22 protein-coding genes and 5 pseudogenes are annotated in these 25103 nt (G+C 69.4%); 13 read left to right on the top strand and 14 right to left on the bottom strand.

Features of this window, described 5'->3' with window-relative positions:
• Nucleotides 1-312 precede the first annotated feature (312 nt).
• From AAFF41_RS21330 to AAFF41_RS21310, 5 genes and pseudogenes are all read left to right on the top strand, one after another.
• Nucleotides 313-900, top strand: a complete 588-nt coding sequence (locus AAFF41_RS21330) for a TetR/AcrR family transcriptional regulator (RefSeq protein WP_319749013.1) — start codon at nucleotides 313-315, stop codon at nucleotides 898-900.
• A 112-nt stretch (nucleotides 901-1012) separates the two neighbouring features.
• Nucleotides 1013-3231: pseudogene (locus AAFF41_RS21325) on the top strand (MMPL family transporter).
• Between the two features lie 245 nt (nucleotides 3232-3476).
• A pseudogene (locus AAFF41_RS21320) lies at nucleotides 3477-3675 on the top strand (transcriptional regulator); the annotation flags it as partial.
• On the top strand, nucleotides 3672-3857 hold the full coding sequence (locus tag AAFF41_RS21315) for a DUF397 domain-containing protein (RefSeq protein ID WP_319749011.1): 186 nt from the start codon (nucleotides 3672-3674) through the stop codon (nucleotides 3855-3857). The pseudogene AAFF41_RS21320 and the gene AAFF41_RS21315, both read left to right, overlap by 4 nt.
• A gap of 2 nt (nucleotides 3858-3859) precedes the next feature.
• Nucleotides 3860-4870 carry a helix-turn-helix domain-containing protein gene (locus tag AAFF41_RS21310; RefSeq protein ID WP_319749010.1) on the top strand — a complete coding sequence of 337 codons (1011 nt, stop codon included), beginning with the start codon at nucleotides 3860-3862 and terminating at the stop codon, nucleotides 4868-4870.
• 213 nt (nucleotides 4871-5083) lie between these two features.
• Here the strand turns inward: AAFF41_RS21310 and AAFF41_RS21305 are convergent, their stop codons facing one another.
• The 6 genes from AAFF41_RS21305 to AAFF41_RS21280 all read right to left on the bottom strand — a co-directional run bounded on the left by AAFF41_RS21305 (nucleotide 5084) and on the right by AAFF41_RS21280 (nucleotide 9965).
• Nucleotides 5084-6256 carry a serine hydrolase domain-containing protein gene (locus tag AAFF41_RS21305; RefSeq protein ID WP_343324437.1) on the bottom strand — a complete coding sequence of 391 codons (1173 nt, stop codon included), beginning with the start codon at nucleotides 6254-6256 and terminating at the stop codon, nucleotides 5084-5086.
• Nucleotides 6257-6323: 67 nt separating this feature from the next.
• The gene (locus tag AAFF41_RS21300; RefSeq protein WP_319749007.1) at nucleotides 6324-6785 is read right to left on the bottom strand and encodes an organic hydroperoxide resistance protein; all 462 of its coding nucleotides are present in this window, start codon (nucleotides 6783-6785) and stop codon (nucleotides 6324-6326) included.
• Between the two features lie 134 nt (nucleotides 6786-6919).
• Nucleotides 6920-7399, bottom strand: a complete 480-nt coding sequence (locus tag AAFF41_RS21295; RefSeq protein WP_097285075.1) for a MarR family winged helix-turn-helix transcriptional regulator — start codon at nucleotides 7397-7399, stop codon at nucleotides 6920-6922.
• A 10-nt stretch (nucleotides 7400-7409) separates the two neighbouring features.
• Nucleotides 7410-8171 (bottom strand): energy-coupling factor ABC transporter ATP-binding protein, encoded by a 762-nt coding sequence (locus AAFF41_RS21290; RefSeq protein ID WP_079089439.1) that lies wholly within the window; start codon nucleotides 8169-8171, stop codon nucleotides 7410-7412.
• On the bottom strand, nucleotides 8159-8920 hold the full coding sequence (gene cbiQ, locus AAFF41_RS21285; protein ID WP_343324436.1) for a cobalt ECF transporter T component CbiQ: 762 nt from the start codon (nucleotides 8918-8920) through the stop codon (nucleotides 8159-8161). Before cbiQ ends, AAFF41_RS21290 begins: the two co-directional genes overlap by 13 nt.
• Before the next feature lies 1 nt (nucleotide 8921).
• A complete protein-coding gene (locus tag AAFF41_RS21280) occupies nucleotides 8922-9965 on the bottom strand; it encodes an energy-coupling factor ABC transporter permease (protein WP_343324435.1) in 1044 nt (347 codons plus the stop codon).
• Between the two features lie 204 nt (nucleotides 9966-10169).
• Here AAFF41_RS21280 and AAFF41_RS21275 point away from each other — a divergent pair, with 204 nt between their 5' ends.
• The 4 genes from AAFF41_RS21275 to AAFF41_RS21260 all read left to right on the top strand — a co-directional run bounded on the left by AAFF41_RS21275 (nucleotide 10170) and on the right by AAFF41_RS21260 (nucleotide 11837).
• Complete coding sequence (locus AAFF41_RS21275; protein WP_319749004.1) at nucleotides 10170-10526, top strand: SsgA family sporulation/cell division regulator; 357 nt, start codon at nucleotides 10170-10172, stop codon at nucleotides 10524-10526.
• Between the two features lie 251 nt (nucleotides 10527-10777).
• Entirely contained in the window at nucleotides 10778-11068 is a 291-nt protein-coding gene (locus AAFF41_RS21270; protein WP_343324434.1) for a recombinase family protein, read from the top strand.
• Nucleotides 11053-11574 carry a recombinase family protein gene (locus AAFF41_RS21265; RefSeq protein WP_343324433.1) on the top strand — a complete coding sequence of 174 codons (522 nt, stop codon included), beginning with the start codon at nucleotides 11053-11055 and terminating at the stop codon, nucleotides 11572-11574. Before AAFF41_RS21270 ends, AAFF41_RS21265 begins: the two co-directional genes overlap by 16 nt.
• Before the next feature lie 104 nt (nucleotides 11575-11678).
• A complete protein-coding gene (locus AAFF41_RS21260; protein WP_248001964.1) occupies nucleotides 11679-11837 on the top strand; it encodes a hypothetical protein in 159 nt (52 codons plus the stop codon).
• 167 nt (nucleotides 11838-12004) lie between these two features.
• On the opposite strand, the gene AAFF41_RS21255 is transcribed toward AAFF41_RS21260, so the two are convergent.
• The 7 genes and pseudogenes from AAFF41_RS21255 to AAFF41_RS21225 form a co-directional block, all read right to left on the bottom strand.
• On the bottom strand, nucleotides 12005-12952 hold the full coding sequence (locus AAFF41_RS21255) for a hypothetical protein (RefSeq protein ID WP_343324432.1): 948 nt from the start codon (nucleotides 12950-12952) through the stop codon (nucleotides 12005-12007).
• A gap of 26 nt (nucleotides 12953-12978) precedes the next feature.
• The gene (locus AAFF41_RS21250; protein WP_319748999.1) at nucleotides 12979-13677 is read right to left on the bottom strand and encodes a cytochrome b N-terminal domain-containing protein; all 699 of its coding nucleotides are present in this window, start codon (nucleotides 13675-13677) and stop codon (nucleotides 12979-12981) included.
• Nucleotides 13674-13856 carry a hypothetical protein gene (locus AAFF41_RS21245; protein WP_319748998.1) on the bottom strand — a complete coding sequence of 61 codons (183 nt, stop codon included), beginning with the start codon at nucleotides 13854-13856 and terminating at the stop codon, nucleotides 13674-13676. Before AAFF41_RS21245 ends, AAFF41_RS21250 begins: the two co-directional genes overlap by 4 nt.
• Before the next feature lie 341 nt (nucleotides 13857-14197).
• Nucleotides 14198-14627 (bottom strand): annotated as a pseudogene (locus tag AAFF41_RS21240) (EamA family transporter); the annotation flags it as partial.
• Nucleotides 14624-15155 (bottom strand): annotated as a pseudogene (locus tag AAFF41_RS21235) (YbaK/EbsC family protein). The pseudogenes AAFF41_RS21240 and AAFF41_RS21235, both read right to left, overlap by 4 nt.
• A 196-nt stretch (nucleotides 15156-15351) precedes the next feature.
• Nucleotides 15352-17022 (bottom strand): penicillin-binding transpeptidase domain-containing protein, encoded by a 1671-nt coding sequence (locus tag AAFF41_RS21230; protein ID WP_343324431.1) that lies wholly within the window; start codon nucleotides 17020-17022, stop codon nucleotides 15352-15354.
• A gap of 97 nt (nucleotides 17023-17119) precedes the next feature.
• Entirely contained in the window at nucleotides 17120-18760 is a 1641-nt protein-coding gene (locus AAFF41_RS21225) for a penicillin-binding transpeptidase domain-containing protein (RefSeq protein WP_343324430.1), read from the bottom strand.
• 315 nt (nucleotides 18761-19075) lie between these two features.
• On the opposite strand from AAFF41_RS21225, the gene AAFF41_RS21220 reads away from it, so the two are divergent.
• A complete protein-coding gene (locus tag AAFF41_RS21220; protein WP_097285064.1) occupies nucleotides 19076-19312 on the top strand; it encodes a pyridoxine 5'-phosphate oxidase C-terminal domain-containing protein in 237 nt (78 codons plus the stop codon).
• A gap of 104 nt (nucleotides 19313-19416) precedes the next feature.
• The gene (locus AAFF41_RS21215; protein ID WP_343324429.1) at nucleotides 19417-20220 is read left to right on the top strand and encodes an META domain-containing protein; all 804 of its coding nucleotides are present in this window, start codon (nucleotides 19417-19419) and stop codon (nucleotides 20218-20220) included.
• A 434-nt stretch (nucleotides 20221-20654) separates the two neighbouring features.
• On the opposite strand, the pseudogene AAFF41_RS21210 reads toward AAFF41_RS21215, so the two are convergent.
• Nucleotides 20655-20870 (bottom strand): annotated as a pseudogene (locus AAFF41_RS21210) (site-specific integrase); the annotation flags it as partial.
• Nucleotides 20871-20984: 114 nt separating this feature from the next.
• On the opposite strand from AAFF41_RS21210, the gene AAFF41_RS21205 reads away from it, so the two are divergent.
• Both AAFF41_RS21205 and AAFF41_RS21200 read left to right on the top strand, forming a co-directional pair.
• The gene (locus tag AAFF41_RS21205) at nucleotides 20985-21509 is read left to right on the top strand and encodes a GNAT family N-acetyltransferase (protein ID WP_343324428.1); all 525 of its coding nucleotides are present in this window, start codon (nucleotides 20985-20987) and stop codon (nucleotides 21507-21509) included.
• A gap of 761 nt (nucleotides 21510-22270) precedes the next feature.
• On the top strand, nucleotides 22271-24991 hold the full coding sequence (locus AAFF41_RS21200; protein ID WP_343324427.1) for a beta strand repeat-containing protein: 2721 nt from the start codon (nucleotides 22271-22273) through the stop codon (nucleotides 24989-24991).
• Nucleotides 24992-25103: the final 112 nt, after the last annotated feature.

Genomic DNA, 25103 nt, shown 5'->3' with positions numbered 1-25103 from the left:
GGTCGCCGCTGAGATGGGGGAAACGGAGGTAGCCGGCGTTGTCGTCCGTCTGCGGAGGGTGGGAGGTCCGCGGGTGGTCTGTGGCTGGTCGCGCGGTTCCCCGCGCCCCGGACGGGGCGCTGTGCGCCTTCTCGTACGCATCGCTCACCTACCCATGCTTTTCCTCCCGGAGGCGCCCGGCAACTTGTGAGTAGGTGTCTTTTCGGATTGCGTGACCCAGCACACGTACGAAACGGTTTCGTTTCTTTAAATCCCGGGGTATCTTCATGGGTGTACGAAACCGTGTCGTCCGGAGCAGAGAAGGTGAGTGGGATGGCTGAAGCCGCAACGGTGCGTCGCAGTCGGATCACCCCCGAGCGCGAGGCCGAGCTGTACGCGGCCGTGCTCGAACTGCTCCGAGAGGTCGGCTACGACGCCCTGACCATGGACGCCGTCGCCGCCCGCACCCGGTCGAGCAAGGCCACCCTCTACCGCCAGTGGGGCGGCAAGGCCGAGCTCGTCGTGAAGGCGCTGCGGCACGAGAAGCCGATCACCAGTGACATCGACACCGGGTCCCTGCGGGGCGACTTCCACGCCATGGTGAGGCGTGAGGACGACTGCCACATGGAGCAGAACTCCGCGCTGATGCGGGGTCTGGCCACGGCACTGCACGGGAACCCCGATCTCCTGCGCGCCTTCCGCGAGTGGATCATCGAGCCGGAGACCGAGATGCTCCGCGAGATCCTGCGGCGGGCCGTCGATCGAGGTGAGGTCCGGGCGGACAACCCCGCCCAGGACTACGTGCTGCACATGATGATCGGCGCCTTCGCGGTGCGCGGCATCGTCGACGAACTGCCACCCACCCAGGACTTCCTCACCTCGTACATGGACGCCGTGATCCTCCCCGCTCTCGGCGCCTGAGCCTGCCCGACCTTCAGTAACGCCTACGTGCACCTGACGCGACCGCTCACGTCGTCGGGCTGATCTCCCCTGCCCAGCTGCCAGCAAACGACCTGACCGGGAGTACGCCCTCGTGGCCACATTCCTTTACAAACTCGGCCGATTCGCCTTCAGGCGACGCCATTTCGTCGCCCTGATATGGGTGGCCCTGCTGACGCTGGCGGGTGTCGGCGCCGCCTCCGCGCCCACCGCGGGAGCGTCCTCTTCTCGATCCCCGGCACCGAGGCGCAGAAAGCTTTCGACCTGCTGGAACAGCGCTTCCCCGGGATGAGCGCCGACGGCGCGACCGCCCGTGTGGTCTTCAAGGCGCCCACCGGCGAGAAGATGGGCGACAAGACCCACAAGGCGACCGTCGAGAAGACCGTCAAGGCGCTCGGCGACGGCTCCGAGGTCACCTCCGTGTCCGACCCCTTCAAGTCCCACGCGGTGAGCAAGGACGGGTCGGTCGCCTACACCTCGGTCAAGTACAAGGTGTCCGGCATGGAGTTGAAGGACTCCTCGAAGACCGCCCTGGAGGAGGCCGCGCGGCAGGCGCGGGACGCCGGGCTGAGCGTGGAGGTCGGCGGTGACGCGCTCCAGGCGACGCCCGAGACCGGGTCGACCGAGGTCATCGGTATCGCGGTCGCCGCGGTCGTGCTCGTCATCACCTTCGGTTCGCTGATCGCGGCCGGGCTGCCGCTGCTGACCGCGCTGATCGGCGTCGGTATCGGCGTCTCGACGATCACGGCGCTGGCGAACGCACTGGACCTGGGCACCACCACCTCCACCCTGGCGATGATGATCGGCCTCGCGGTCGGCATCGACTACGCCCTGTTCATCGTCTCCCGCTACCGGGCCGAACTGGCCGAGGGCCGGGAGCGCGAGGAGGCGGCCGGACGGGCCGTCGGCACGGCGGGTTCGGCGGTCGTCTTCGCCGGTCTGACGGTCGTGATCGCGCTGGTCGGTCTGTCGGTCGTCAACATCCCGATGCTGACGAAGATGGGTGTCGCGGCGGCGGGCACCGTCGCCATCGCGGTACTGATCGCCCTGTCGCTGATTCCGGCCCTGCTGGGCTACGCGGGCCGCAAGGTCCAGCCCGCGGGCAAGAAGAGCAAGTTGCTCGGCGGCGGGCGGGCCGCGAAGAAGGAGGGCAAGCCCAACATGGGCACCCGCTGGGCGAGCTTCGTCGTGCGCCGGCCGCTCGCGGTGCTGGTGCTCGGCGTGATCGGCCTGGGCGCCGCCGCGCTCCCGGCGGCCTCGCTCCAACTGGGTCTGCCCGACGACGGTTCGCAGCCGACGTCGACCACGCAGCGCCGGGCGTACGACACGCTGTCCGACGGCTTCGGTCCCGGTTTCAACGGCCCCCTGATGCTCGTCGTGGACGGCAAGTCCAGCGACGACCCCAAGGCCGCGGCCACCAAGGTCACCGACACGGTCAAGGACATGAAGGACGTCGTGTCGGTCAGCCCGGCGGCGTTCAACAAGGCCGGGGACACCGCGACGATCACGGTCATCCCCGACTCCAAGCCGTCCTCCGTCAAGACCGAGGACCTGGTGCACGCCATCCGTGACGCGGGCGGCAGCATCACGACGGAGACCGACGCGAAGGTGCTGGTCACCGGTACCACCGCGATGAACATCGACTTCTCGCAGAAGCTGAACGACGCGCTGATCCCGTATCTCGCACTGGTCGTCGGCCTCGCCTTCCTCCTCCTGATCGTGGTCTTCCGCTCGATCCTGGTGCCGCTGAAGGCGGCGCTCGGCTTCCTGCTGAGCGTGATGGCGGCGCTCGGCGCGGTCGTCGCCGTCTTCCAGTGGGGCTGGCTGTCCGGCCTCCTGGGCGTCGAGGAAACCGGCCCGATCATGTCGATGATGCCGATCTTCATGGTGGGTGTCGTCTTCGGTCTCGCGATGGACTACGAGGTGTTCCTCGTGACCCGGATGCGCGAGGCGTACGTCCACGGGGAGAAGCCCCACCAGGCGATCGTGACCGGGTTCAGGCACGGCGCACGGGTCGTCACGGCGGCCGCGGTCATCATGATCGCCGTCTTCTCCGGCTTCATCGGCTCCAGCGAGTCGATGATCAAGATGATCGGCTTCGGCCTCGCGATCGCGGTCTTCTTCGACGCGTTCGTGGTCCGCATGGCGATCGTCCCGGCGGTGCTGGCCCTGCTCGGGAAGAAGGCCTGGTGGCTGCCGAGGTGGCTGGACCGGGCGCTTCCCAACGTGGACGTCGAGGGCGAGGGCCTGCGCACGGCGGAGGAGAAGGCCGGCGGAGGCCGGGACGAGGACCGGGAACTGGTACGGGTCTGAGGCCTGACCGCCTGGGCGTCCGGTTGGCCGGCTGAGGTGGTGAGGGGCACCCCGCGTTGCGGCGGGGTGCCCCTTCGCCATGTCGAGCGCGTGCCGGTGCGCACGGTGGCGAGGGCGTCGGCGTACAGGCCCAGGATGTCGGCGTCGCCCTCCGCCGGGACCCATTCGCGGATCGCGGCGTCCGAGCAGCCGAGGGCGGCGGTGACGAGGGCGCGGGCACGGGCGTCCGGGGGGCCGACGTCCGCGGCATGAACGGCTTGATCGAGTCGGCGAAGTACGAGGACGGGACGGCTGTGGGGCTCCGGCGGAGCCTTCAACGGCCGTCCGGTTTCGGACCTGAGGCAGCTCCGGGTCCTCGAATTGCGGTATGGCATCATCCGAGCTCAGGCTCTCTCGCCACGGGAGTCGCAAGCCTTCGTTGAGCAAGCGCTGGGGGAACTATGAGCACTCCGGAACTCCACTGGTTCAAGAGCGGCCACAGCAGCAGTGCGGGCGACGACTGCGTCGAGACGGCCGCTGCCCCCGTCTCCATTGACGTCCGCGACTCCAAAGCCCCCGAGGCACCCCACCTCACCGTCGCCCCCGCCACCTGGAGGCGGTTCGTGGCGCACGTGTCCGTCCGCTGATCGTGTTGCACGAGTCGGTCTTCAAAACCGCGGACCTGCCGGTCGGTGACCGGTTCGAGGCGTGGACGCAGCGCATGGGCCGTACGCACGCGCCCATGCAGCTGGCCAGCGACCGTGCGGCGGACTACCGCGCGCACCAGCGCATGATCGGGCTGGGGGAGGTCACGGTCTGGCCGGCGACCTTCGACCATCTGGTCTTCCGTCGGACGCCGAAGCTGATCCGCCAGTCCGATCCCGAGGTGTACCACCTCTCCCTCCTGCTGCGGGGAGAGGGAGCGGCGGCCTGGGGCAGACAGCAGGCCGCGTACCGGGTCAACGACATCCACACGAACTGTTCCTCGCGGTCGTACGAGATACACACCGGCGCCGAGCCCGTCAGCCTCGTGGGAGTCGAGATCCCGCGGTCGCTGGTGGCGCTGCCCGCGAACCGGGCCGACCTGGTGATCGGCAGCCGGATCTCGGGCCGGGAGGGAGTCGGCGCGCTCCTGGGGCAGTTCCTCGTCCAGCTGACCTCGGACACCGGTTCCTACCAGCCGTCGGACGGACCCCGACTGGGAACGGTCCTCGCCGACCTGGTCACGGCCGTCTTCGCGGGCGCCCTGGACGCCGAGGCCCTGCTGCCACCGGAGACCCGCGGCCGGACGCTGACCCTGCGCATCAAGGCGTTCATCCGCCGGAATCTGGGCGACCAGGAGCTGACCCCCGCCCGGATCGCCGCCGCGCACCACATCTCGCGCAGCCATCTGTACCGCCTCTTCCAGGCCGAGGGCCTCACCGTGGCCTCCTACGTCCGAGACCAGCGGCTGGAGAACGCCCGCCGCGACCTCGCCGACCCGGCGCTGCGCGCGATGCCGGTCCATGCCGTCGCCGCCCGCTGGGGTTTCCCCCGCGCCGCCGAGTTCACCCGGGCCTTCCGCGCCGCCCATGGCGTCCCGCCGAGTGAACTCCGGAGGCAGGCGGTGGCGGAGGAGCGTGCGGTACGTCCGGAAGGCCGTGGACCCTGCGCCAAGTAGGTGGCGACGGTGCGCCAACGACAGGCGGGCGGTCGGCCGCGCATTCTGGTGATCGCCGCGCGGCGAGGGACGGGCGGACCGGAAGGGGCGGGCCAGGATCGCGGGGGTGTCCTGGCACGGCCCCGGCCGGATCGACCACGACGCGGCCCCGGCCCGGTCGGCTCCGACATGTACCCGGCCCGGTCGGCCGGGACATGTACCCGGCCCGGTCGGCTACGACGACAGCGCCGACCGTACCGCCCGTACCAGCGCCTGCGCCCGTGGATCCGCCGTCACCGTCTTGCGGAAGCCGTTCGTGATGTAGCCGAAGGCGATGCCCGACTCGGGGTCCGCGAAGCCCAGTGGTCCGCCGCGGCCGGGGTGGCCGAACGAGGCCGGGCCCAGCAGCGGGGAGGCCGTGCCGTGGAGCATGTAGCCGAGGCCGAAACGCGTGGTGATGACCAGGGTGCGGTCCGGTCCCGCGGACGCCTCGGCGCGGGCCAGGTCGACCGTGGCCGGGGTGAACAGCCGGGTGCCGTCCGGCTCGCCGATCAGCGCGGCGTAGAAACGGGCGAGACCGTCGGCCGTGGCGATGCCGTTGGAGGCGGGGAGGGCCGCCGCGCGATAGGCGGGGTCGTTGTCGTCGGGGGGCGGGGTGATCGCGGCGAAGGCGCGGACGGTCGTCGAGTCCGGGTCGTTGTAGGCCTCGGCCACCGACCGCTTCGGGCGGGTGCGCAGGGCGCTCGACGGCTCGGGCGCATCGACTCGGCCCGCGCGGCCCACCCGGTGGGCCTCGGCCCCCGGCAGCCCGACCCAGAGGTCCAGGCCGAGCGGGGCGGCGATCTCCGTCGCGATGAACTCGCCCACGCCCCGGCCGCCGGTGACGCGGCGGACCAGTTCGGAGAGCATCCAGCCGAAGGTGTGGGGGTGGTAGCCGTGGTCCGTGCCCGGCTCCCAGAGGGGGGTCTGTGCCGCGATCGACTCGGCCGTACGGTCCGGGTCCGCCGCCTCGGCCGGGGTCAGCGGCGCGTCGACCACGGGCACGCCCGCCTGGTGCGACAACACATGCCGGACCAGGAGGTGTTCCTTTCCCAGAGCCTTGAACTCGGGCCAGTACTTCCCGACCGGAACGTCCAGGTCCAGCTCGCCGCGCTCGTGCAGCATCAGGAGTACGGCGGCCCCGACCCCCTTCGTCGCCGAGTGCATGACGTGGGCCGTGTCGTGCTCCCAGGGCGCCGAATCCGCCGTACCGTCCACGTCCCGCGTGCCGCCCCACAGGTCGACGACCTTGCGCCCGTGCCGGTACACGGAGACCGCCGCACCCCGTTCTCCGAGTGTCTCGAAGTTGCGTGCGAACGCCTCCCTGACCGGCTCGAAGCCCTCGGCCACTTCGCCGTTCACGTTCACGTCCGTACTCCCTGTCGCCCGGGCACTCCCCACAGGGGATGCAACACACACGCGGAAGGCTCGATTCCTAGCCGAGCAGGATCGTGACCTCGATGTTGTTCCGCGTCGCGTTCGAGTACGGGCAGACCTCGTGCGCCGCGTCCACGAGCTTGGTCGCGACGTCCTGGTCGAGGACGGGCAGCGAGACGCTCAGGGCGACCGCGAGGCCGTAGCCGTGCTGTTTGTTGGGTCCGATGCCGACCTTCGCGGCGACGGTGGAGCCGGTCAGGTCCAGTCCGGCGCGGCGGCCCACCAGCACCAGCGCGTTGTGGAAGCAGGCGCTGTACCCGGCCGCGAAGAGCTGCTCGGGGTTGGTGCCGTTGCCGTCACCCCCGAGCGCGGGCGGCATCGCGACCTTCAGCGCGATCTGGCCGTCCTGGCTGGTGACATAGCCGTCCCGGCCGCCGTGCGCGGTGGCCTCGGCGACGTACATGATTTTCGTCGGACGATTGTCGACGGCGGTGTCGCCGACAGCGGTGCCATCGATCATGGCGGGACCTCCCCCAGGACGGAAAACACAGAAGTGCGCAAGTACATCGTGCACAAAGTACCGGCCGGTACGGAAGGTGTGCTTAGCAGGGGGCAGAAACCGCCGGTAACCCCCGCTCCCCCCGGACGGGCGGGTCAGCGCCCGCGCCCCGCCGCACCCTCCGCGCGCTCGGCCAGCCCCCACAGCTCCTGTCGCATCCTGGCCACCTCGTCCTCGGTGAGCCCGGTCGACGCCAGCAGCGCCCGCGGCACGCCCGCCGCGCGCTCCCGCAGCGCCTCACCACGCCCGGTGACCGCCACCAGCACCGACCGCTCGTCGCGCGGCGAGCGTTCACGGCGGACCAGACCGGCCGACTCCAGACGCTTGAGCAGCGGCGACACCGTGCCGTAGTCCAGCCGCAGCGCGCCCGCCAGCTCCTTGACCGTGGTCTCGCCGCGCTCCCAGAGGAACAGCAGGACGAGGTACTGCGGGTAGGTGAGGCCGAGCTCCTCCAGCAGCGGGCGGTACGCGGCGGTCACCGCGCGCTGGGCCGCGTACAGCGCGAAGCACAACTGGTCGTCGAGGAACAGCGACCCGGCCGATCCGAAGTCCTCTTGGTCCCCTTGTTTCGTCACGCGCCCATTGTCACGGAGTACGCACAGCTGTCGAGCGCGGGTCGAAACCGAAGGGCAGCTCCAGGCGGTGGGTGCGCATCAGCTCGTCGTCGGAGAGCAGCTCGCCGGTCTTCCCGTCCGCCGCGATCACGCCGTCGCTCAGGATCAGCGCGCGGGGGCACAGTTCGAGGGCGTACGGCAGGTCGTGCGTGACCATGAGGACGGTCACGTCCAACGACCGCAGGATGTCGGCGAGTTCGCGGCGTGAAGCCGGGTCGAGGTTGGAGGACGGCTCGTCGAGGACGAGGATCTCCGGCTCCATGGCGAGGACGGTGGCGACGGCCACCCGGCGTCGCTGCCCGAACGACAGATGGTGCGGGGGGCGGTCGGCGAAGTCCGCCATGCCGACCCGCTCCAGGGCCGTGCGGACGCGTTCCTCCAGCTCGGCGCCCTTCAGGCCCGCCGCGGCCGGCCCGAAGGCCACGTCCTCGCGCACGGTCGGCATGAAGAGCTGGTCGTCCGGGTCCTGGAAGACGATGCCGACCTTGCGCCGGATCTCCGCCATGTGGCGCTTGCCGACCGGGAGTCCGGCCACCGTCACGGTTCCGGCGCCGCCGGTCAGGATGCCGTTGAGATGGAGGACGAGGGTGGTCTTGCCGGCACCGTTCGGGCCGAGCAGCGCGACACGCTCGCCACGCCCGACGGTGAAGTCGACGCCGAAGAGGGCCTGGTGGCCGTCGGGGTAGGCGAAGGCCAGTCCGGCCACTTCCAGAGAGGGGGTCACAGGGTCCATCCCAGCAGGCAGACGACAAGGGCGGCGAACGGGAGGGCGAGGGCGTACGACCACTGCGCCCGGGACGCGGTCACCTCGTCGATGACCGGCATCGAACCGGCGTACCCCCGGCTCACCATGGCGAGATGGACGCGCTCCCCGCGCTCGTAGGAGCGGATGAACAGCGCGCCCACCGACTTCGCGAGGACGCCCCAGTGCCGTACACCCCGGGCCTCGAAGCCCCGCGACTCGCGCGCGATCCGCATCCGTCGCATCTCGTCCGTGATGACATCGCCGTAGCGGATCATGAAGGAGGCGATCTGCACGAGGAGCGGGGGCAGCTTCAACCGCTGGAGCCCCAGCAGCAGTTCGCGCAGTTCGGTCGTCGAGGCGAGGAGCACGGAGGCGGCGACGCCGAGGGTGCCCTTGGCGAGGACGTTCCAGGCGCCCCACAGACCGTTCACGCTGAGCGACAGACCGAGGACGTCCACCCGCTCGCCCTGCGCCACGAACGGCATGAGCACGGCGAAGGCGACGAACGGGATCTCGATCAGCAGCCGTTTGAGCAGGAAGCCGGCCGGCACGCGGGCCTTGTACGCCACCGTCGCCAGGAGCGCGGCGTACAGCGCGAAGGCCCACATCGCCTCGCGCGGGGTGGAGACGACCACGACGACGAAGGCGAACGTCGCGGCGAGTTTCGTGTGCGGGGGCAGGGCGTGCACGGGGGAGTGCCCGTGCCGGTAGAGCCGGTGTGCGTGACCCGCGCCCACCTCAGGCCACCTGCGAGGGTGAGATGTCGGCGGTGCGGCGCCTGCGTACCGCCCAGAAGATCCCCGTGCCCGCGACGACGGTGACGCCGACGCCGATCACGCCCGCGAGACCGCCGGAGATCCGGGCGTCGGAGATGTCCTTGACGCCGTACCCGGCGAGCGGGGAGTCCTCGGTGTGGTGCTTCTTGGTGTTCTGGTCGATGCCCTGGTCCTTGGCGACCTTCTCCAGGCCGTCGGGGCTCGCGGAGGCGTAGAAGCTGACGAAGCCCGCGAGGACGAGGGAGGTGACGAGGCCGACCGCCCACACCTTGCGGCGGGAGGTCCGGGCGGCCACGGGGACGGCGGCGGGCGCGGGTGCGTCGACCAGGTCGCCGCCGACGCGCAGCTTCAGCCGCTGCTGCAGACCGCGCGCCCCGTACACGAGGTCCGGTCGTACGGCGACGACCGCGCCGACCGTGAGAGCGGTGATGGTGGCCTCGCCGATGCCGATGAGGACGTGCACGCCGATCATCGCGGTGGCGACCTTGGTGATCGGGACGTCGGTGGTGCCGCCGAGGGCGTAGATGAGGGTGAAGGCGACGGCGGCCGCCGGGACGGAGAGCAGCGCGGAGACGAAGGCCGCCACGGTGATGGAGCGCTTCTTGCGCGGCAGGACCTTCACCAGGCCCCGGAAGACGGCGTACGAGACGACCGTCGTGACGATCGCCATGTCGGTGATGTTCACGCCGAGCGCGGTCAGGCCGCCGTCGGCGAAGAGGATGCCCTGCATCAGCAGGACCACGGAGACGCAGAGGACCCCGGTGAAGGGGCCGACGAGTATCGCCGCGAGCGCGCCGCCGAGCAGATGTCCGCTGGTCCCGGCGGCGACCGGGAAGTTCAGCATCTGTACGGCGAAGATGAAGGCGGCGACCAGGCCGGCGAGCGGCGCGGTCTTCTCGTCGAGTTCGCGGCGGGCGCCCCGCAGGCTCACGGCGATGGCGCCGGCGGCGACCACTCCGGTGACCGCGGAGACCGGGGCGTTGATGAATCCGTCAGGCACATGCACCGTTCGATGATAGTGCCTTGTTGCGAACGACTTGCAAGAGAGAGGTGCCCATGAATAGCGGCGAGGCGGTGATGCATGGCGAGGGCCGATCCGGGAACCCGAGGGTTATGGGAGTCCGTGGGCGAAATCTCCGAAATGTGCGACATTGGAGAGGTGACGGATTCATCTATTCCACACAGGTAACGCAGCGCAAGGAGTCGGTTCATGTCTGCCGTCGAACAGTACGCACGCGCCCACATCGTCACCGACACGGCAGACTCCGCCGAGGACGAACACCAGGTCGTCCCGGTGGCCCTCAGCTACGACCCCGATGCTGATCCCCGCCAGGTTCACATGACGCTGCCCGGCCCCCACGAGTGGGCCTTCCCCCGAGAGCTCCTCGAACGAGGCCTGCGCGGTCCGGTCGAGTCCGGCGACGTACGCGTGTGGCCGTGCGGCCGGGTGCAGGCGGTCGTGGAGTTCCACTCCGCGCAAGGGGTGTCGGTGGTGCAGTTCGACTCGAAGGTTCTGATCCGCTTCCTGCGCCGTACCTACACAGCGGTGACCCCGGTGGCCCACTGACGGTCGGCCCACGCCGCGTGCGGTATCGCCCCGCTTGCGGCGCCACCCAGTGCGCGGCATCACTCCAGTCAGCCCGCGTGCACCATCAGACCGATCCCCACCACCAGCAGCCCCGCCGCGATCCGGGGCACCCCGAACCGCTCCTTGAAGAACACCAAGGACGAGGATCAGACCGGAGTCGACCGACAGGAACGCATCTGCGGGAGAGCGCCGAACGACTTCAGCTCCGCGTCGAGGCGACCCACATCTACGTGGACAACAACCGTTCGGCGTGGCAGCGCAACCGCAAGCGGCCCGGGTGGGAAGAGATGCTGAGGGCGATGGGGGAAGGAGAGATCCGGCGCGTCATCGTCCACCACCCCGACCGCCTCATGCGGCAGCCCAAGGACCTTGAAGAGCTGCTCTCCCTAGCCGACGACAAACGGGTTCTCTTGCATGGCGAGGCGAACCGGCGTGATCTCTCGGACCCCGACGACCGGTTCACCTGCGTATCGAGGTGGCCCACGCCTGCCGCTCCTCCGACGACTTGTCACGACGGCTGAAGGACGCCCTGAAGGACAAGACCCGCGAGGGCAAGCCGCATGTGGGCAACCGTCCCTACGGCTACACGGGCAACGGTCAGGCGATCATCGAGGAAGAAGCGGAGATCGTCCGCGAGGTCTTCCGTCGGTATCTGGACGGTGAGTCACCCTTGGGCATTGCCCAGGACCTGACCGCGCGGGGAGTGACGACATCCAAGGGCAAGACGTGGCAGCCGGAGAACGTCCGACATCTGTCGTCCAACTTCGTGGCGGGTGTCCGGATCCACCAGGGCGAGCAGGTGGGAACCGGGACGTGGCCCGCCATCATCGATCGCGGCCAGTGGGACGAGGTTCAGCGATTCAGGGAGTATCGGGCCGCGCCAACACGATCGGCAAGTTCGGAGAGAAGATATTCAGCGCGCCGGTCGCTGCGGTCGCGACGGGGATCGACTTCTCCCACACGCCCAACCAGCCCAGGACCCCGGGCGACACCCATGTGGACGCCCCGGCAGAACCGGGAAAGATGAGAATACCGATGACGCACTCCGCCGGCCCACCCACGCGTGGGCGCCGCCGCCCGGACCTGCGGCACTGGCTGAAACCCCAGGGTTCGCGGTTTCTAGCCCTCGGCATGAGCATGTCCGTCGGCGGACTCGCCGGTGGGGTGCGCTCTGCGTTGGACGGCAAGGGGATCTGGACGATCCTCGGCACCTTCGCCGTGGGGATTTTCGGCTTGCTCATTGTTGTGAGCTTCTTCGTCAACTACGAGGACCGGCGAGGCCGCCGCTGAACTCCTTGGAATCAATCATCTTCTAGGAATCCTTCCCTGCAGGGCCGAAAGCCGCGCGAGACGCGTAGCGCTTTTCGGCCCTATCCGTGTGGGGAACTGTACGAACTGGCTTCACCAGCGCCCTGACCAGCGACGTTATTACCGCAGGCCCGCGTCCATGGTTGTCGTCAGCGCCCCGACTCCCCGGCCCGCACCGCAGCCTCCTGATCGCGGTAGTACGAGCGCCAGATCAACCGGTGCACTCGCGTCCAGCGCGGGATGGACCGAACGCCGGGGATGAAGGGGACCAGCACCAGCCCCAGGCTGAGCAGCACCATCACGCCCCAGATCAGGGCGTCGGCGTTGCCGGACGACTTGAAGGGTTCGATCTGGTACCAGAACGTGAAGAGCCACAGCCATGCCTGGCCCGGGTAGTTGCCCGTCTCGTTCATCATTCCCCATTGGTCGCCGCCCAGGTGCTCGGTGCGTGCCAGGGACTCCAGGTAGGAGCCGTCGGAGAGGAAGAGCAGAGAGCGGGTGTAGTCGGTCTCGTAGAACTTGCCGCCGCCCGGCAACTCTCCGTCCAGGGCACCCGATCGGGCCAGGTCGAGAAGGCGCGCGGTGAGCACAGGGACCGGACCGTAGTCGCCCTTGGCCACCTTGGCGGGGTCGCCGCCGGGAGACTTGGCCAGTGCGTCGGAGTAGGCCTTGCTCCAGTCCTGGCGGCGGGAGACCGGGGCAGCGGCCCAGGCCGCGAGGGCGGCTCTGACGCCAGGCGGTTCGGGGGCATGGGCCAGGGGTCCGATGACGAAGTCGTTGGCGGTGTCCACCGGGATGCGTACGCCGGCGGCGTTCTGCAAGCCGACCGGGCCGAGCTTCTGCGCCGCGCCCGGCGTGTGGTTGTACGGGGGCCCGTACTCGGCGGTTCCGCTGGTGCCGGCGAGTTCGGCCACGGCGGTCGCTGTGAAGTCCGGGCCGGCCGCCCGGGACCAGGAAGCCAGGGTCACCGGTCTGACATCGGGCGAGGAGAGGACAGCGGCCAGACCCGCGGTGAGAAGTGCGACAGCCACCAGGGCGATCACGAACTCCTTGATCAGGTCGTACCGCCGGGCGGGGAAGGCGGCAGGGTCGGGCACTGCCGCCTTCCGGGATCGCCGGCCCGTCACCGCGCGTCCCGTGCCGCGGGCGCCGCCGCCCCGCCGGCCGCGGGGTCGGTCGCCCCGATGGGCGGGACGATTCCGCGCCACCGGACCAGCAGGATGTGCCCGGCGGTCAGCAGACCGAGGACGAACGGAAGCAGCACGATGTGCCACATCAGCATCTGCCCGAAGTTCATCACGTTGAAGAACGCGCCGATACCGACCGCGTTGAGCCCGTCCTTGGCCTGCCCCGCGATCCACTGTGAATCGAAGTTCTGCTGTACCAGATAACCGGTGAAGGCAGTGCCGATCGCGGTGAAGAAACAGACCGCGCCGGTGATCCATGTCAGTGCCCGACCGCCGCGCCAGGCAGCCATGAAGAACTTGCCCCACAGGTGGATGACCATGAAGAACATCAACAACTGGACGCTCAACAGGTGCAGGCTGTTCACGTATCTGCCGGTCGTCGAGACGTGCCACCAGCCGGGTCCCTTCAGCGCGAGCAGCCCGCCGCTGACGAGTGCCACGATCAGCGAGGACAGGGTGAGCACGCCGAAGACGTAGATCCATGAGGCCATGTACGCCGGCTGTGTGTCCGGCAGAAGTTTGGCCGGGGGCAGGGCCTTGACGGCCCTCCGACGCACCGCGCCGGTCCAGCCGCCGGAGGCTGACACGTTCGTGTAAGGCCCGGTGGCCGCGCCGTCCTCACCCGGAACGCTCATCTGCGGTCTCCCGGGAAGGGCAGGAGGAGGGCGGCGACAAAGACGATCACCATCAAGCCGATGACCACGAGGTTCGCGACGGACACCTGGATGACGCCCCAGTGCACATAGCGCCCGGCTCCGTTCAGATCGACGGGCGCGGCAAGCGCATGCCCGCCCGGCAGCAGTAGTCCCGTCATCGTCACGACCTGTCTTCCCATCCCTCGCCGTACCGCTGGCGACAAGCCAAGCGCCTCGTGGAGCTCTCGGCATCCGGGCCAGCACGGACCATGGGCTGAAAGGCCCAACCGGAACATGCTTCAGTGCGGGGCCCGGTGGGCTTCGGCCGCACTCCAGGCTGCCGAGGCCACCGTCCGTTCCCCGCGACGCCGCTCAACCGCACGTCTGACCAGGCCCGGCAGCGGCTTCCCTCGCCTCGGAGCGTCACGTCGAGGTGAGCAGTCGGCGACGGGCGGGTCACCTGTAACAGGGTTTGACCGAGGGCTCGCGCAGGGCGGCGATGGGGCCAGTTCCCCGCGTGCGCGGCCCAGTTGGGGCGCCGCCCGCGCATTCCCCGCAGCGCGACCCCGGTCAGTCCCGTGCACGACACCGCGATCCCCGCCGCCGCCCACGCGTTCGGCACCTCGTGCGCGAACATGGCCGCCAGCACGGTGACGACCAGCGGGGCGGTCCCGCGGGCGATCGGCTACGCCTGCCCGAAGTCGCCCAGCCGGAACGAGCGCATCAGCAGGACGTCGTACAGAACGTGGATCGCGGCCGACGAGCAAATACGGCCACGCCCCGGCCGCCGACGCCGCCACGAACGGCATCAGCGCCAGCCCGATCAGCACCCCGCCCCCCGCGATCAGCGTGAACTCGACGAGCTTGTCGGTGATGCGGTGCGCGATTGCGTTCCAACTGGCGTGGGTCACCGCGGCGAGCAGCACCGCCGCGGTGACCAGCGGGGTCACAGGTGCTGCTCGCGCACGTCCACCAGCGTGCCGCCCGCATGCGCGACCAGCGTCTTGGGGTCCATGGGGAACACGGTGTACGGGGTGCCGGCCGCGGCCCACACCACGTCGTGGTCGAGCAGCGAACGGTCCGCGAGCACCCGCGTCCTCGTACGGTGGCCGAAGGGCGGCACCCCGCCGATCGCGTACCCGGTCGTCTCCCGTACTCGACCCTGGCCCGTGTCACCTTCTCGGCCCCGAGCTCCCGCCGTACGAGCTCCACGTCCACGCGCGACGCCCCGTCCATCAGCACGAGCACCGGCACTCCTCCCCCACGCTCTCGACTCCCCTCGAGCAGGGGGACCCCCATGCGGCGAAGATCAGCGACTTGCAGATCTGGCTCAACTCGCACCCGATCGCGGCGGCGGCCTGGGTCCGGCGGAGGTTTGTCGGAGCGCCACATGACGGGGAGCCGTCGGGGACGGCACGGCCTGCGGGCAGTCCTGAGGGCACTCCCGCGGGCAGTCCCGCGGGAAGGGATAACGTCATGCGCGGAGCGTAGAGAGGCCCCACTGACATCGCTCCAGAGTCGCGTTCGAGTCGCGTCCGAGGCGCGTCCGAGTCGCGTCCGAGGCGCGTCCGAGTCGCTTCCGAGCCGACCCGCTCCCCGCTCGGAGAGGCTCTGGCCTCCTGCCCGGACAGGTCCCAGTTCCCCCGCCCGAACAGGTCCCGGTTCCCCGCCCGGCTAGCTTCCCGCCTTCAGGAGTGCCGCCACGATCGGGCCCGCCGTGTCGCCGCCGTGGCCGCCCTGTTGGACGACGCCCGCCGCGGCGAGGTCGCCCTTCCACGCGGTGAACCAGCCGTTGGGCTTCTTCTGGCCGTCGACCTCCGCGGAGCCGGTCTTCGCGCCGTAGTCGGGGCCGAGACCGGACATCGCCTGGGCGGCGGTGCCGTACGCCGCTGTGTACGTCATGAGTTCGCGGAGCTGGGCGAGGGTGGTGGCGGACAGGGTGCGGGAGGCCGTCGCCAGCTTGCGGTTGTCGACCGTCGGAGACACCAGGTACGGCTGGTGGAAGACGCCCGTCTTGACCGTGGAGGCGACCGAGGCCATGTTCAGCGGGTTCATGCGGACCCCGCCCTGGCCGATCAGCGAGGCCGCCATCTGGGCCGCCGACTGGACCGGGACCGAGCCGTCGAAGGACGGGACGCCGATGGCCCAGTTGTTCATGGACAGGCCGAAGTACTGCTGCGCCTGGTTCGTCAGGTCGGAGTTCGACAGCTTCTGGGCCTGGCTGATGAAAGCGGTGTTGCAGGAGCGCGCGAAGCTCGCCTTGAACGTGCCGCCCTTGATCTCGAACTTGTCGTCGTTCTGGAACTTCCAGCCGCCGTACGTCACGTACTTCGGGCACGGGTGCTGCTTGTCGGCCGAGGCGAGCCCCTTGTCGATGAGCAGCGACGACGTGATGACCTTCATGGTGGAGCCGGGGGCCAGCGAGCCCTGGAAGGCCGTGTTGAAGCCGTGGCTGGTGTTGGCGACCGCGAGGATCTCGCCCGTCGAGGGGCGCATCAGGACCACGGACGCCCGGTCCTTCTTGGCGACCTGCTGCTCGGCGTCGGCCTGGAGGGTCGGGCTGAGCGTGGTCTTCACGGTCCCCGGGGTGCCCTCGCTGAGGGTCACCAGGGTCTTGTCGGGCGTCTTCTGGGTGCCCTTGGTCGCGGCCTTGCGGACCACGCGCAGTTCGATGCCCGCCTTGCCGCCGGCGATCTTTCCGTACTTCTCGCGCAGCCCGTCCAGCACCGTGCCGAGCGAGGGGTACTTGGCCGTGGTGATCTCGCCGCCGTCGCGGTCGAGGGCGGTGACCGGGGCAGTGCCCGCCGGGCCGGTGACCAGGCGGTCGCCGTCCTGGAGGTCGGGGTGCACGACCGACGCCTTCCAGCCGACCAGCGCCGCACCGTCCTTGGCGCGCCGCACGACGGTCAGCTTCGAGTCGTACGCCAGGGGCTTGCTCTTGCCCTTGTACGTGACGGTGGCCTTGACGGAGAAGGGCACGGAGGCCCCGGACGCCGTGCCCGGCGTGAGCTTGACGCCGGTGATGTGGGCGTCCTTGCCGTAGCCGGTCAGCAAGGTCGTCGCGGCCGCCGAGTCGTCGGTGGCCGCGGCCGCCTTAGCGACGTCACCGCTCTGCCAGGCGGTCAGGAACCGCGTGGACAGCGCCGTGACCTCGGCCGCTGACGGCGGACCGGTCTTCACGGCCTTGTGGGCGGCGGTCTCCGACGTACGGTCCTCGGCCGACGCCCCGCCGCCGTACAGGCTGTAGGCGCCGAACGCCCCGCCGCCGACGACCACCGCGATCAGCCCGCCGACCACGGCGGGCTTCGTCTTTCGTCGCTCGGCGACGCGCCTTCTGTTCCCCACAGCTTTCGATCCTCCGCCTGTTCCCCAAGTCCCCCGGCACCCTCATGCTCCTCAACGAGAACCCCCACCCTAGGGTCCCGCCCTGTCAAGGGTGACTTCAGCCGCCCGTTCGTAGCACAGCTGCGACGATAGGACCGGCCGCGTCCACCCCGTGACCGCCTTGCTGGGTCATCGCGGCGGCCGCGATGTCGTTCCGATAGCCGGTGAACCAGCTGTTCGACTTGGACTGGGCGTCGACCTCGGCGGAGCCGGTCTTGGCGCCGATGTTCCCGCCGAGTCCCGCCATCACCTGGGCGGCGGTGCCGCTGGTCGCGGTGAGGTTCATCATCGCGCGCAGCTGCGCGGACGTACTGCTGGGCAGGCCCTTCGCCGTCGCCAGTTCCCGGTCGTCGAGCTTGGGCGAGACGATGACCGGCTGCCGGAAGGTGCCCGTCATCGCCGTCGCCGTGACCGACGCCATGTTCAGCGGGCTCATCTGGACCTGGCCCTGGCCGATCGCGTTCGCGGCGCGGTCCGGGCCGCCGGAGGCGGGGATGTTGCCGTCGAAGGAGGGGATGCCGGTCTTCCAGTTGTTCTGGCCGAGGCCGAAGCGGGTCTGTGCCTCGGTCGTCAGGGACTCGTCCGTGAGCGGCTTCTCGTCGATCAGTTTCACGAAGGCCGTGTTGCAGGACCGCATGAAACTGTTGGCGAGGCTCGCCTTCTCGTTCGGCGCGAGGTTGGTGAGGTTGTGGAAGGTCTGGCTCTGCCAGGTCGCGGTCGGCGGGCAGGGCGCCGGGCCGTTCATGGTGGTCACGCCGTTGTCGATGAGCATCGCCGCGGTGATGATCTTCATCGTGGAGCCGGGGGCCAGGGTGCCCTGGAAGGCCGCGTTGAATCCGTCCGCACGGTGGTTGGCGACCGCCAGCACCTCACCGCTGCTGGGCTGCACGGCCACCACGGAGGATTCGGCGTACCGGGCGACCGCCTTCTCCGCCGCGGCCTGCACGCTCGCGCTGAGGGTGGTGCGCAGCTTGCCGGCCTTGCCCTTGGCGAGGGTCACCAGGGCGGTGTCGCCCGCGCCCTCGGTCGCGTGATGGATCGCCAGTTCGACTCCGGCCGTACCGCCCGCCGTGTCGCCGTACTTCTCGCGCAGCGCGTCCAGGATCGGTCCCAGCGAGGGGTACTTCTCCTTCGTCAGGACAACGTTGTTCCGGTCCACGGCCTCGATGGGCGGGCTCGCCGACTCGCCCGTGACCAGGGTGTCCCCCTCCTGCATCTCGGGATGCAGGACGGACGGCTTCCAGTCGACCAGCGCCTTCCCGGTGGTCTCGCCGCGTACGACGGTCAGCCGCGAGTCGTACGCGAAGGGCTTGGACTTCCCTTCGAACGACACCGTCGCTTTGACGGAGAACGGCACGGTGGTTCCCGTCGCCGCCCCCGGGGTGATCTTCACACCGGTGAGGTGGGCGTCGTCGTGGTAACCGGCCAGCAACTCCTGCGCCTTCTGGGCGAAGTTGGTGTACGCGGCGGCCTTGGCGGCGTCCCCCTGCTCCCACGCGGCGAAGAACTTGGTCGAGGTCTCCTTGACCTCCGCGCCGCTCGGCGGCCCGGTCTTCACGGCCGCGGGTCCGCCGCTCCCCGAGCCCCCGCCCTCGCTCCCGCTGAGTGCCGACATCACATTGAAGGCGCCGTATCCGGCACCCCCCACCATCACGGCGAACACACTGCCGATGACGGCGGCCTTTGCCCCCTTGCGCATCGCGCGAAACCCTCCCCGTGGACCCCTCTCCCGAACTTCTGAACGCGTTCAGAAAAGCGGGTCTGCAGGGCACTGTATGCGGGAGGAGTGGTGGATGGGGCGGAGGTTCTCCGAATCGTTAGACCGGGTGTCCAGTCGCATCCGTGAACGCCGGTCAACAGCCGGGACGGTCCGGTGCGATCCACTCGTGGCCGGAGAGCTGGGCCACGGGGTCGGCCCGCTGTGACCGGGAGGAGGGGTTCGCTCCAACGCGCCCTGGACGGAACGGACTTGGGAAAGCCGAAGGCGGATTCGCCGAGCTCTCAGCCCACCCGGATGTCAGCGCTCGCATCAGCGGAGACGCACGTCGAGGTCGCGAGGGCCAGACCGGGACGCGGTCACGGGCGGGCCCGGCGGGAGCCGCACGCCGCGGCGGCGACCTGGACGCTGTACCGCCTCCCGCCCGAGGATGTGGAGTTCTTCCAGGGCGATACGGCCCGCAGGCACGTACGTCTGGCCTACCGTCGCAAGAACGACTCGGAGGGGTGGTCGCGGCAACTGCTGTGGCCCTGACGGGGCAACCCCGAAGGTGGGTCGGAGGTCTGAATCGGCATGCGCATGTACCGGACCGGCGCCTTTCTCGGCGCACTGCTCGTCGCTCTGCTCACCGTCACCGCGTGCTCGCCCCGGGCGGGGAGCGGGGGAAGGCCCCGGACCGGCCCACGCCGTGGACCATGCCGACCGGGCCGGGCGGTTACGGCGGGCGGCTCCTGGGCGCACGCTGGCGGGTCGACTGGGTCACGGTCGACGGGCGCAACATCGACGCACCGCCGGACGCCGGCGCGTGGGTCGAGTTCGGCTACGACAACACGGCCGTGGGCGACTACGGATGCACGCCGTTCAAGTCGTCGGCCACGGTCACCGCCACGACGCTCACCGTCGGTACGGACACGTCGGGGGCGACGCCGGACGACGCGTGTCCGGCGAAGGAGCGCGCCTTCGAGCAGCGGATGCGGAAGATCTTCACCGGCGGCCCCCTGGCGGTGGCCGAGCGGGTCGACGAGCTCTCGATGACCCTGAAGAACCAGAGGGGCGACTATGTCGCGCTGCAAATGCTGTGGCCTCAGGGGCTCTTCGGAGCGCCGTGGCGAATCGAATATCTGAACGTCGCCGACACCCCCGTCGACATGACGGCCGGCAAAGAGGTCTACTTCGTCTTCCACCGGGACGGCACGGTCACCGGAAAGGGAGGCTGCAACGGCTTCAAGGGCCGGGCCGCCTTCGCAGGCGAGCACGTCACGCTGTACCCGCTCACCCGCACCACGCACCGGACCTGCTCACGGAAGATCATGTCCCAGGAGGACGGCCTGCTCGACCAGGACCCGCGCACGTTCTCGGTCGTTGCCTCGCGCGACATTACCTTCGTAGACCGCACCCCCGGCCTCGACGGCCTCGCCTACAACTTCATCCGGGTGAGGTGACCGGCACACCGCCGCGCCCAGGGGGCTAGATTCACAGTCGGTGCGGCTCGCCGGCCGGCGGTCCGCACCCGAGCCTGAGGGAGCCTCTGGGGCATCCATGGGGAACCAGGGCTTTTCGGCCGAAGACCCTGCTCACGTTCTGACTGCCGCGCGGTCTGTAAATCTCCCGGGCCCAGAGCTGGGCCGTCCTCGGGCCGTGCGAGGGCGACCAACGACAACCGTCAACGGCCAACAACGACCAAGGGGGCGCGGCAGATTGCCGCGTCCCCTTGCTACGTCTGCCCAGCTAGACCCAGGTGTCCAGCCACATCCGCGACCGCCACTGGTCTATGGGGATCGCAGTGCCCATGTACAGGGGCCAGAAGTAGATGAAGTCTGCGCGATCCGGCCCCGGAGGGCCCCGACCAGGGCGTTCGGTACTGATCGGGGCCGTGTCAGGCTGCCTGGGCCGTCTCTGGGCCGTGATCTTGTGGAGTGGAGGCCAGATAGAGGCTGTCGACAGCCTTTCGCGTGCGTCCCTCGCTACTCGGCATCAGGTGCGTGTACGTCCTCAGCGTGAATCCCGGATCGCTGTGACCGAGGTACTGACTCAGGGCACGGATGTTCTCGCCCGCGTCCAGCAGCACTGACGCGTAGAAGTGCCTGAGCGCTGCTGCGACTGGCTGAACCAGGAGACATCGAAGAGGGCACCACGCGGTGCCTGGCTGAACGAGGCATCGAGCAGGTGAGCCTCAGCGAGAATCATTCCTGCCCAACCGGACGATGTGGCCAAGCTGCTTGCCTTCCGAGAGGAGGCGGCGGCTTGGCTCACTCGTCTCGGCATCGACCAGTGGCAGCGTCCGTACCCGGCTGACCGACTGCTCGCGACCATCAAGGCAGACACCGTCTTCATGGTTATGGAGGGTGACGAGACCGTGGCCACCATCACTCTCACGCCGGAAGCTGAGGAAGGGCCATGGACGGAGGCACAGTTGGATGAGCCGTCCCGGTTCATCAATAAGCTGACGGTGGCCCGCACCCATGTCGGCCAGAACATGGGCGGTCGGCTGCTCGACTGGGCGGGGGATCGCGCGTACCGCGAAGGGGCCAAATGGCTGCGGCTCGATGCGTGGACCGCGAACGAGGCTCTCCAGTGGTACTACTTTCCGCAGGGATTCGAGTATGTGCGCACGGTCCGCGAAGGGGGCGCGGTGAACGGGGGCCCTCGTGTCTCCGGCTGGCTCGCGCAGCGCCGAACTGCAGCCGCTGACCACGGCTTTGAGGATTCCACCCCTGACATCATCCGCTGACATCAACGACCACGTACCTCAGCGCACAAGCACGGACTGCCGTTCCCGCAGAACGCCGTAAGACGGCTACGGCGAGGCTGATGGGCGGCACCGGTAGGCGGGAGGAACGCGCCTACGGACAAGGGGCGTGGCGCTTGCTGCAGGCGGTCGATGGATGCTCCTGGAATCGAATGCATGAACGATAACTCGCCGTCCCGGCTCGAGGCCGGTCCGAAACGCTTTCGCCCTCACCGGTGACTGACCGGCGAGACCGTCGTCGCAGGCCTTCGAGGGTTGTTGTCGCCAAAGCCCTGCCGGATTGTCAGACAGATGTAGATTGCAGCGTTTCGCCGCGTTTTGTGTTCTTTTGTCAGGTTCCATTACCTGCGCGACAGCGGTGTTTGCGTGTCATCGCTCTATCGCCCCCGGGCCGTTTTCTGACGTAGCGGGGAATTGCTTCAGGAGAGGATCGGCGTGTTGTGACCAATGACGTTCACAGATCTCAAAGTTGGGGCGAGCGGGGCCTCTGGCGTGTCACTGGTCGTCGGGCGGCGCAAGTGTCGGCTTCAGCGGCATCGCCGGCCCGGCCCGGGCGGAGTTGGTGGCGTACGGGCGTCACCGTAGCGGTGTGTGCCGTGCTCACCGGTGCGGGGGTGCCGGCGGCCGTCGCCGACGCTCCGACGTCAGGTCATCGCAGCGGCAGTCGGGCAGCCGCGCCAGTCAGTCAGACCTTCACCTTCACCGGCGCTCCGCAGACCCTGACGGTTCCTGCGGGAATGGTGGTGACGATCACCGCGGACGGGGCCGGCGGTGCCGACAACACCGGCACCCCCTGTTCCGTCACGGGGACCGGTGGGACGGGGGCGCGGGTCGTCACCACGCTCCCGCAAACCGCCGCACCGACGGCCTTCACCATCGACGTCGGCGGCACCGGCGGCAAAGGCTGCAACGGCACCGGGACGCCGGGTGCCGGCGGGTTCAACGGCGGCGCCCCAGGTGGGAGTTATCCGCTCAGTGGTTTTCATTTTGAAGGGCCGGGTGGGGGCGGGGCCTCCAGCATCAGCACGGGCGGCTCCTTGCTGGTGGTCGCCGGGGGCGGCGGTGCCGCCGGCGGCACCGGAGCGGGCTCTAGGGGAGGGAACGGAGGCAACGGCGGGACAACGCCGGATGCCACCGGCGGTACCGCGGGAAGTGCCACCGGCCCTGGGGCTTCGCCGGGGCAGGGTGGGGGCGGTGGCAGCACCAGCACCAGCACCGGCGGTGCCGGCGGGGCCAGCGGGGCCGTTCCGTCCTGTGCGGTCATGAACGGCGGGCCAGGGAGCGGGTTTTCAGGTGCCACGGTCGGTACCGGTGGCACCGGCGGCAGCTTCGACGGCGGCTGCGCCGCCACTGCCATCGCTGGTGGTGGGGGCGGTGGTGGTGGGTACTTCGCCGGCGGGGGCGGCGGCAGCGGCGCCGTCAACAACACGGGCATCTCGGCGGGTGGGGGCGGTGGTGGTGGGGGCAGCAGCTTCGCCACCACGTCGAGCACCGGTACACACTATGCGCCGTCCACGATCGGGACGGCGAACAACAACGGCCAGGTGACCATCTCCTACGGCCCCCCTGGCCCGAGCTTGACCATCGGCAAGAGTCACAATGGCAGCTTTGGGCGGGGTCAGTCCGGCTCCTACACGCTCACGGTCGGTAACAACGGGATCGACGCGACCGATGGCACCGTCGTCACCGTGACCGACACTCTCCCGGCTGGGCTTACCGCGACGTCGTTGAGCGGTACCGGGTGGACGTGCACGCTGGCCACGCTGACCTGTACCCGCAGTGACGTCCTCCCCTCAGGGAGCAGCTACCCACCCATCACCCTCAAGGTGGAGGTCTCCTGCAAGGCCCCCAGCACCGTCACCAACAGCGCCTCGGCCATTGGCGGCGGGGACACCGCCACTCACACCGCGACCGATCCCACGACCGTCACCGGCGCCTGCCCGCCCACGCTGGCGATCAGCAAGAGTCACAGTGGCAGCTTTGGGCGGGGTCAGTCCGGCTCCTACACGCTCACGGTCGGTAACAACGGGATCGACGCGACCGATGGCACCGTCGTCACCGTGACCGACACTCTCCCGGCTGGGCTTACCGCGACGTCGTTGAGCGGTACCGGGTGGACGTGCACGCTGGCCACGCTGACCTGTACCCGCAGTGACGTCCTCCCCTCAGGGAGCAGCTACCCACCCATCACCCTCAAGGTGGAGGTCTCCTGCAAGGCCCCCAGCACCGTCACCAACAGCGCCTCGGCCATTGGCGGCGGGGACACCGCCACTCACACCGCGACCGATCCCACGACCATCACCGGCGCCTGCCCGCCCACGCTGGCGATCAGCAAGAGTCACAGTGGCAGCTTTGGGCGGGGTCAGTCCGGCTCCTACACGCTCACGGTCGGCAACGACGGGACCGGCGCGACCGATGGCACCGTCGTCACCGTGACCGACACTCTCCCGGCTGGGCTTACCGCGACGTCGTTGAGCGGTACCGGGTGGACGTGCACGCTGGCCACGCTGACCTGTACCCGCAGTGACGTCCTTGCGTCCGGTGGCAGCTATCCGGCGCTCACCCTCGCGGTCAACGTCGCCTGTACGGCCTCCGGTCAGGTCACCAACAGCGCCTCGGCCATTGGCGGCGGGGACACCGCCACTCACACCGCGACCGATCCCACGACCGTCACCGGCGCCTGCCCGCCCACGCTGGCGATCAGCAAGAGTCACAGTGGCAGCTTTGGGCGGGGTCAGTCCGGCTCCTACACGCTCACGGTCGGCAACGACGGGACCGGCGCGACCGATGGCACCGTCGTCACCGTGACCGACACTCTCCCGGCTGGGCTTACCGCGACGTCGTTGAGCGGTACCGGGTGGACGTGCACGCTGGCCACGCTGACCTGTACCCGCAGTGACGTCCTTGCGTCCGGTGGCAGCTATCCGGCGCTCACCCTCGCGGTCAACGTCGCCTGTACGGCCTCCGGTCAGGTCACCAACAGCGCCTCGGCCACTGGCGGCGGGGACACCGCCACTCACACCGCGACCGATCCCACGACCGTCACCGGCGCCTGCCCGCCCACGCTGGCGATCAGCAAGAGTCACAATGGCGCGTTCCGGCAGGGCAAGAGGGGCACCTACAGCATCACGGTCACCAACAGTGGCACCGGCCCGACCGACGGCACCACCGTCACTCTGACCGAAACCTTGCCCAAGGGACTCACCCTCGTCTCGCTCAGCGGCACTGGATGGGCCTGCAGCCGATCCACCCTCACCTGTACCCGCAGCGACGTCCTCCCCTCAGGGAGCAGCTACCCACCCATCACCCTCAAGGTGGAGGTCTCCTGCAAGGCCCCCAGCACCGTCACCAACACCGCCACTGTCACCGGAGGCGGCGACACGACCACCCACACCGCCACCGACCCCACCAAGATCAAGCGTCACCAGCACGACAAGCACTGCGATCACCACGACCACTGGTAGGGCGACTCCCCTTGATGAGATCCGGCTAGAGCTACGGATCAGAAGCTGCCCGTGCCCCATCCGCGCAACAACACGGCCCCCTGACCGTCTCGTCCGGTCAGGGGGCCGTGTT

The sequence above is a fragment of the Streptomyces mirabilis genome (genome assembly GCF_039503195.1).
Classification (GTDB): domain Bacteria; phylum Actinomycetota; class Actinomycetes; order Streptomycetales; family Streptomycetaceae; genus Streptomyces; species Streptomyces mirabilis_D.
Note: the sequence above shows the minus strand (reverse complement) of the source record. Positions and strands in the feature narration are given on the sequence as shown.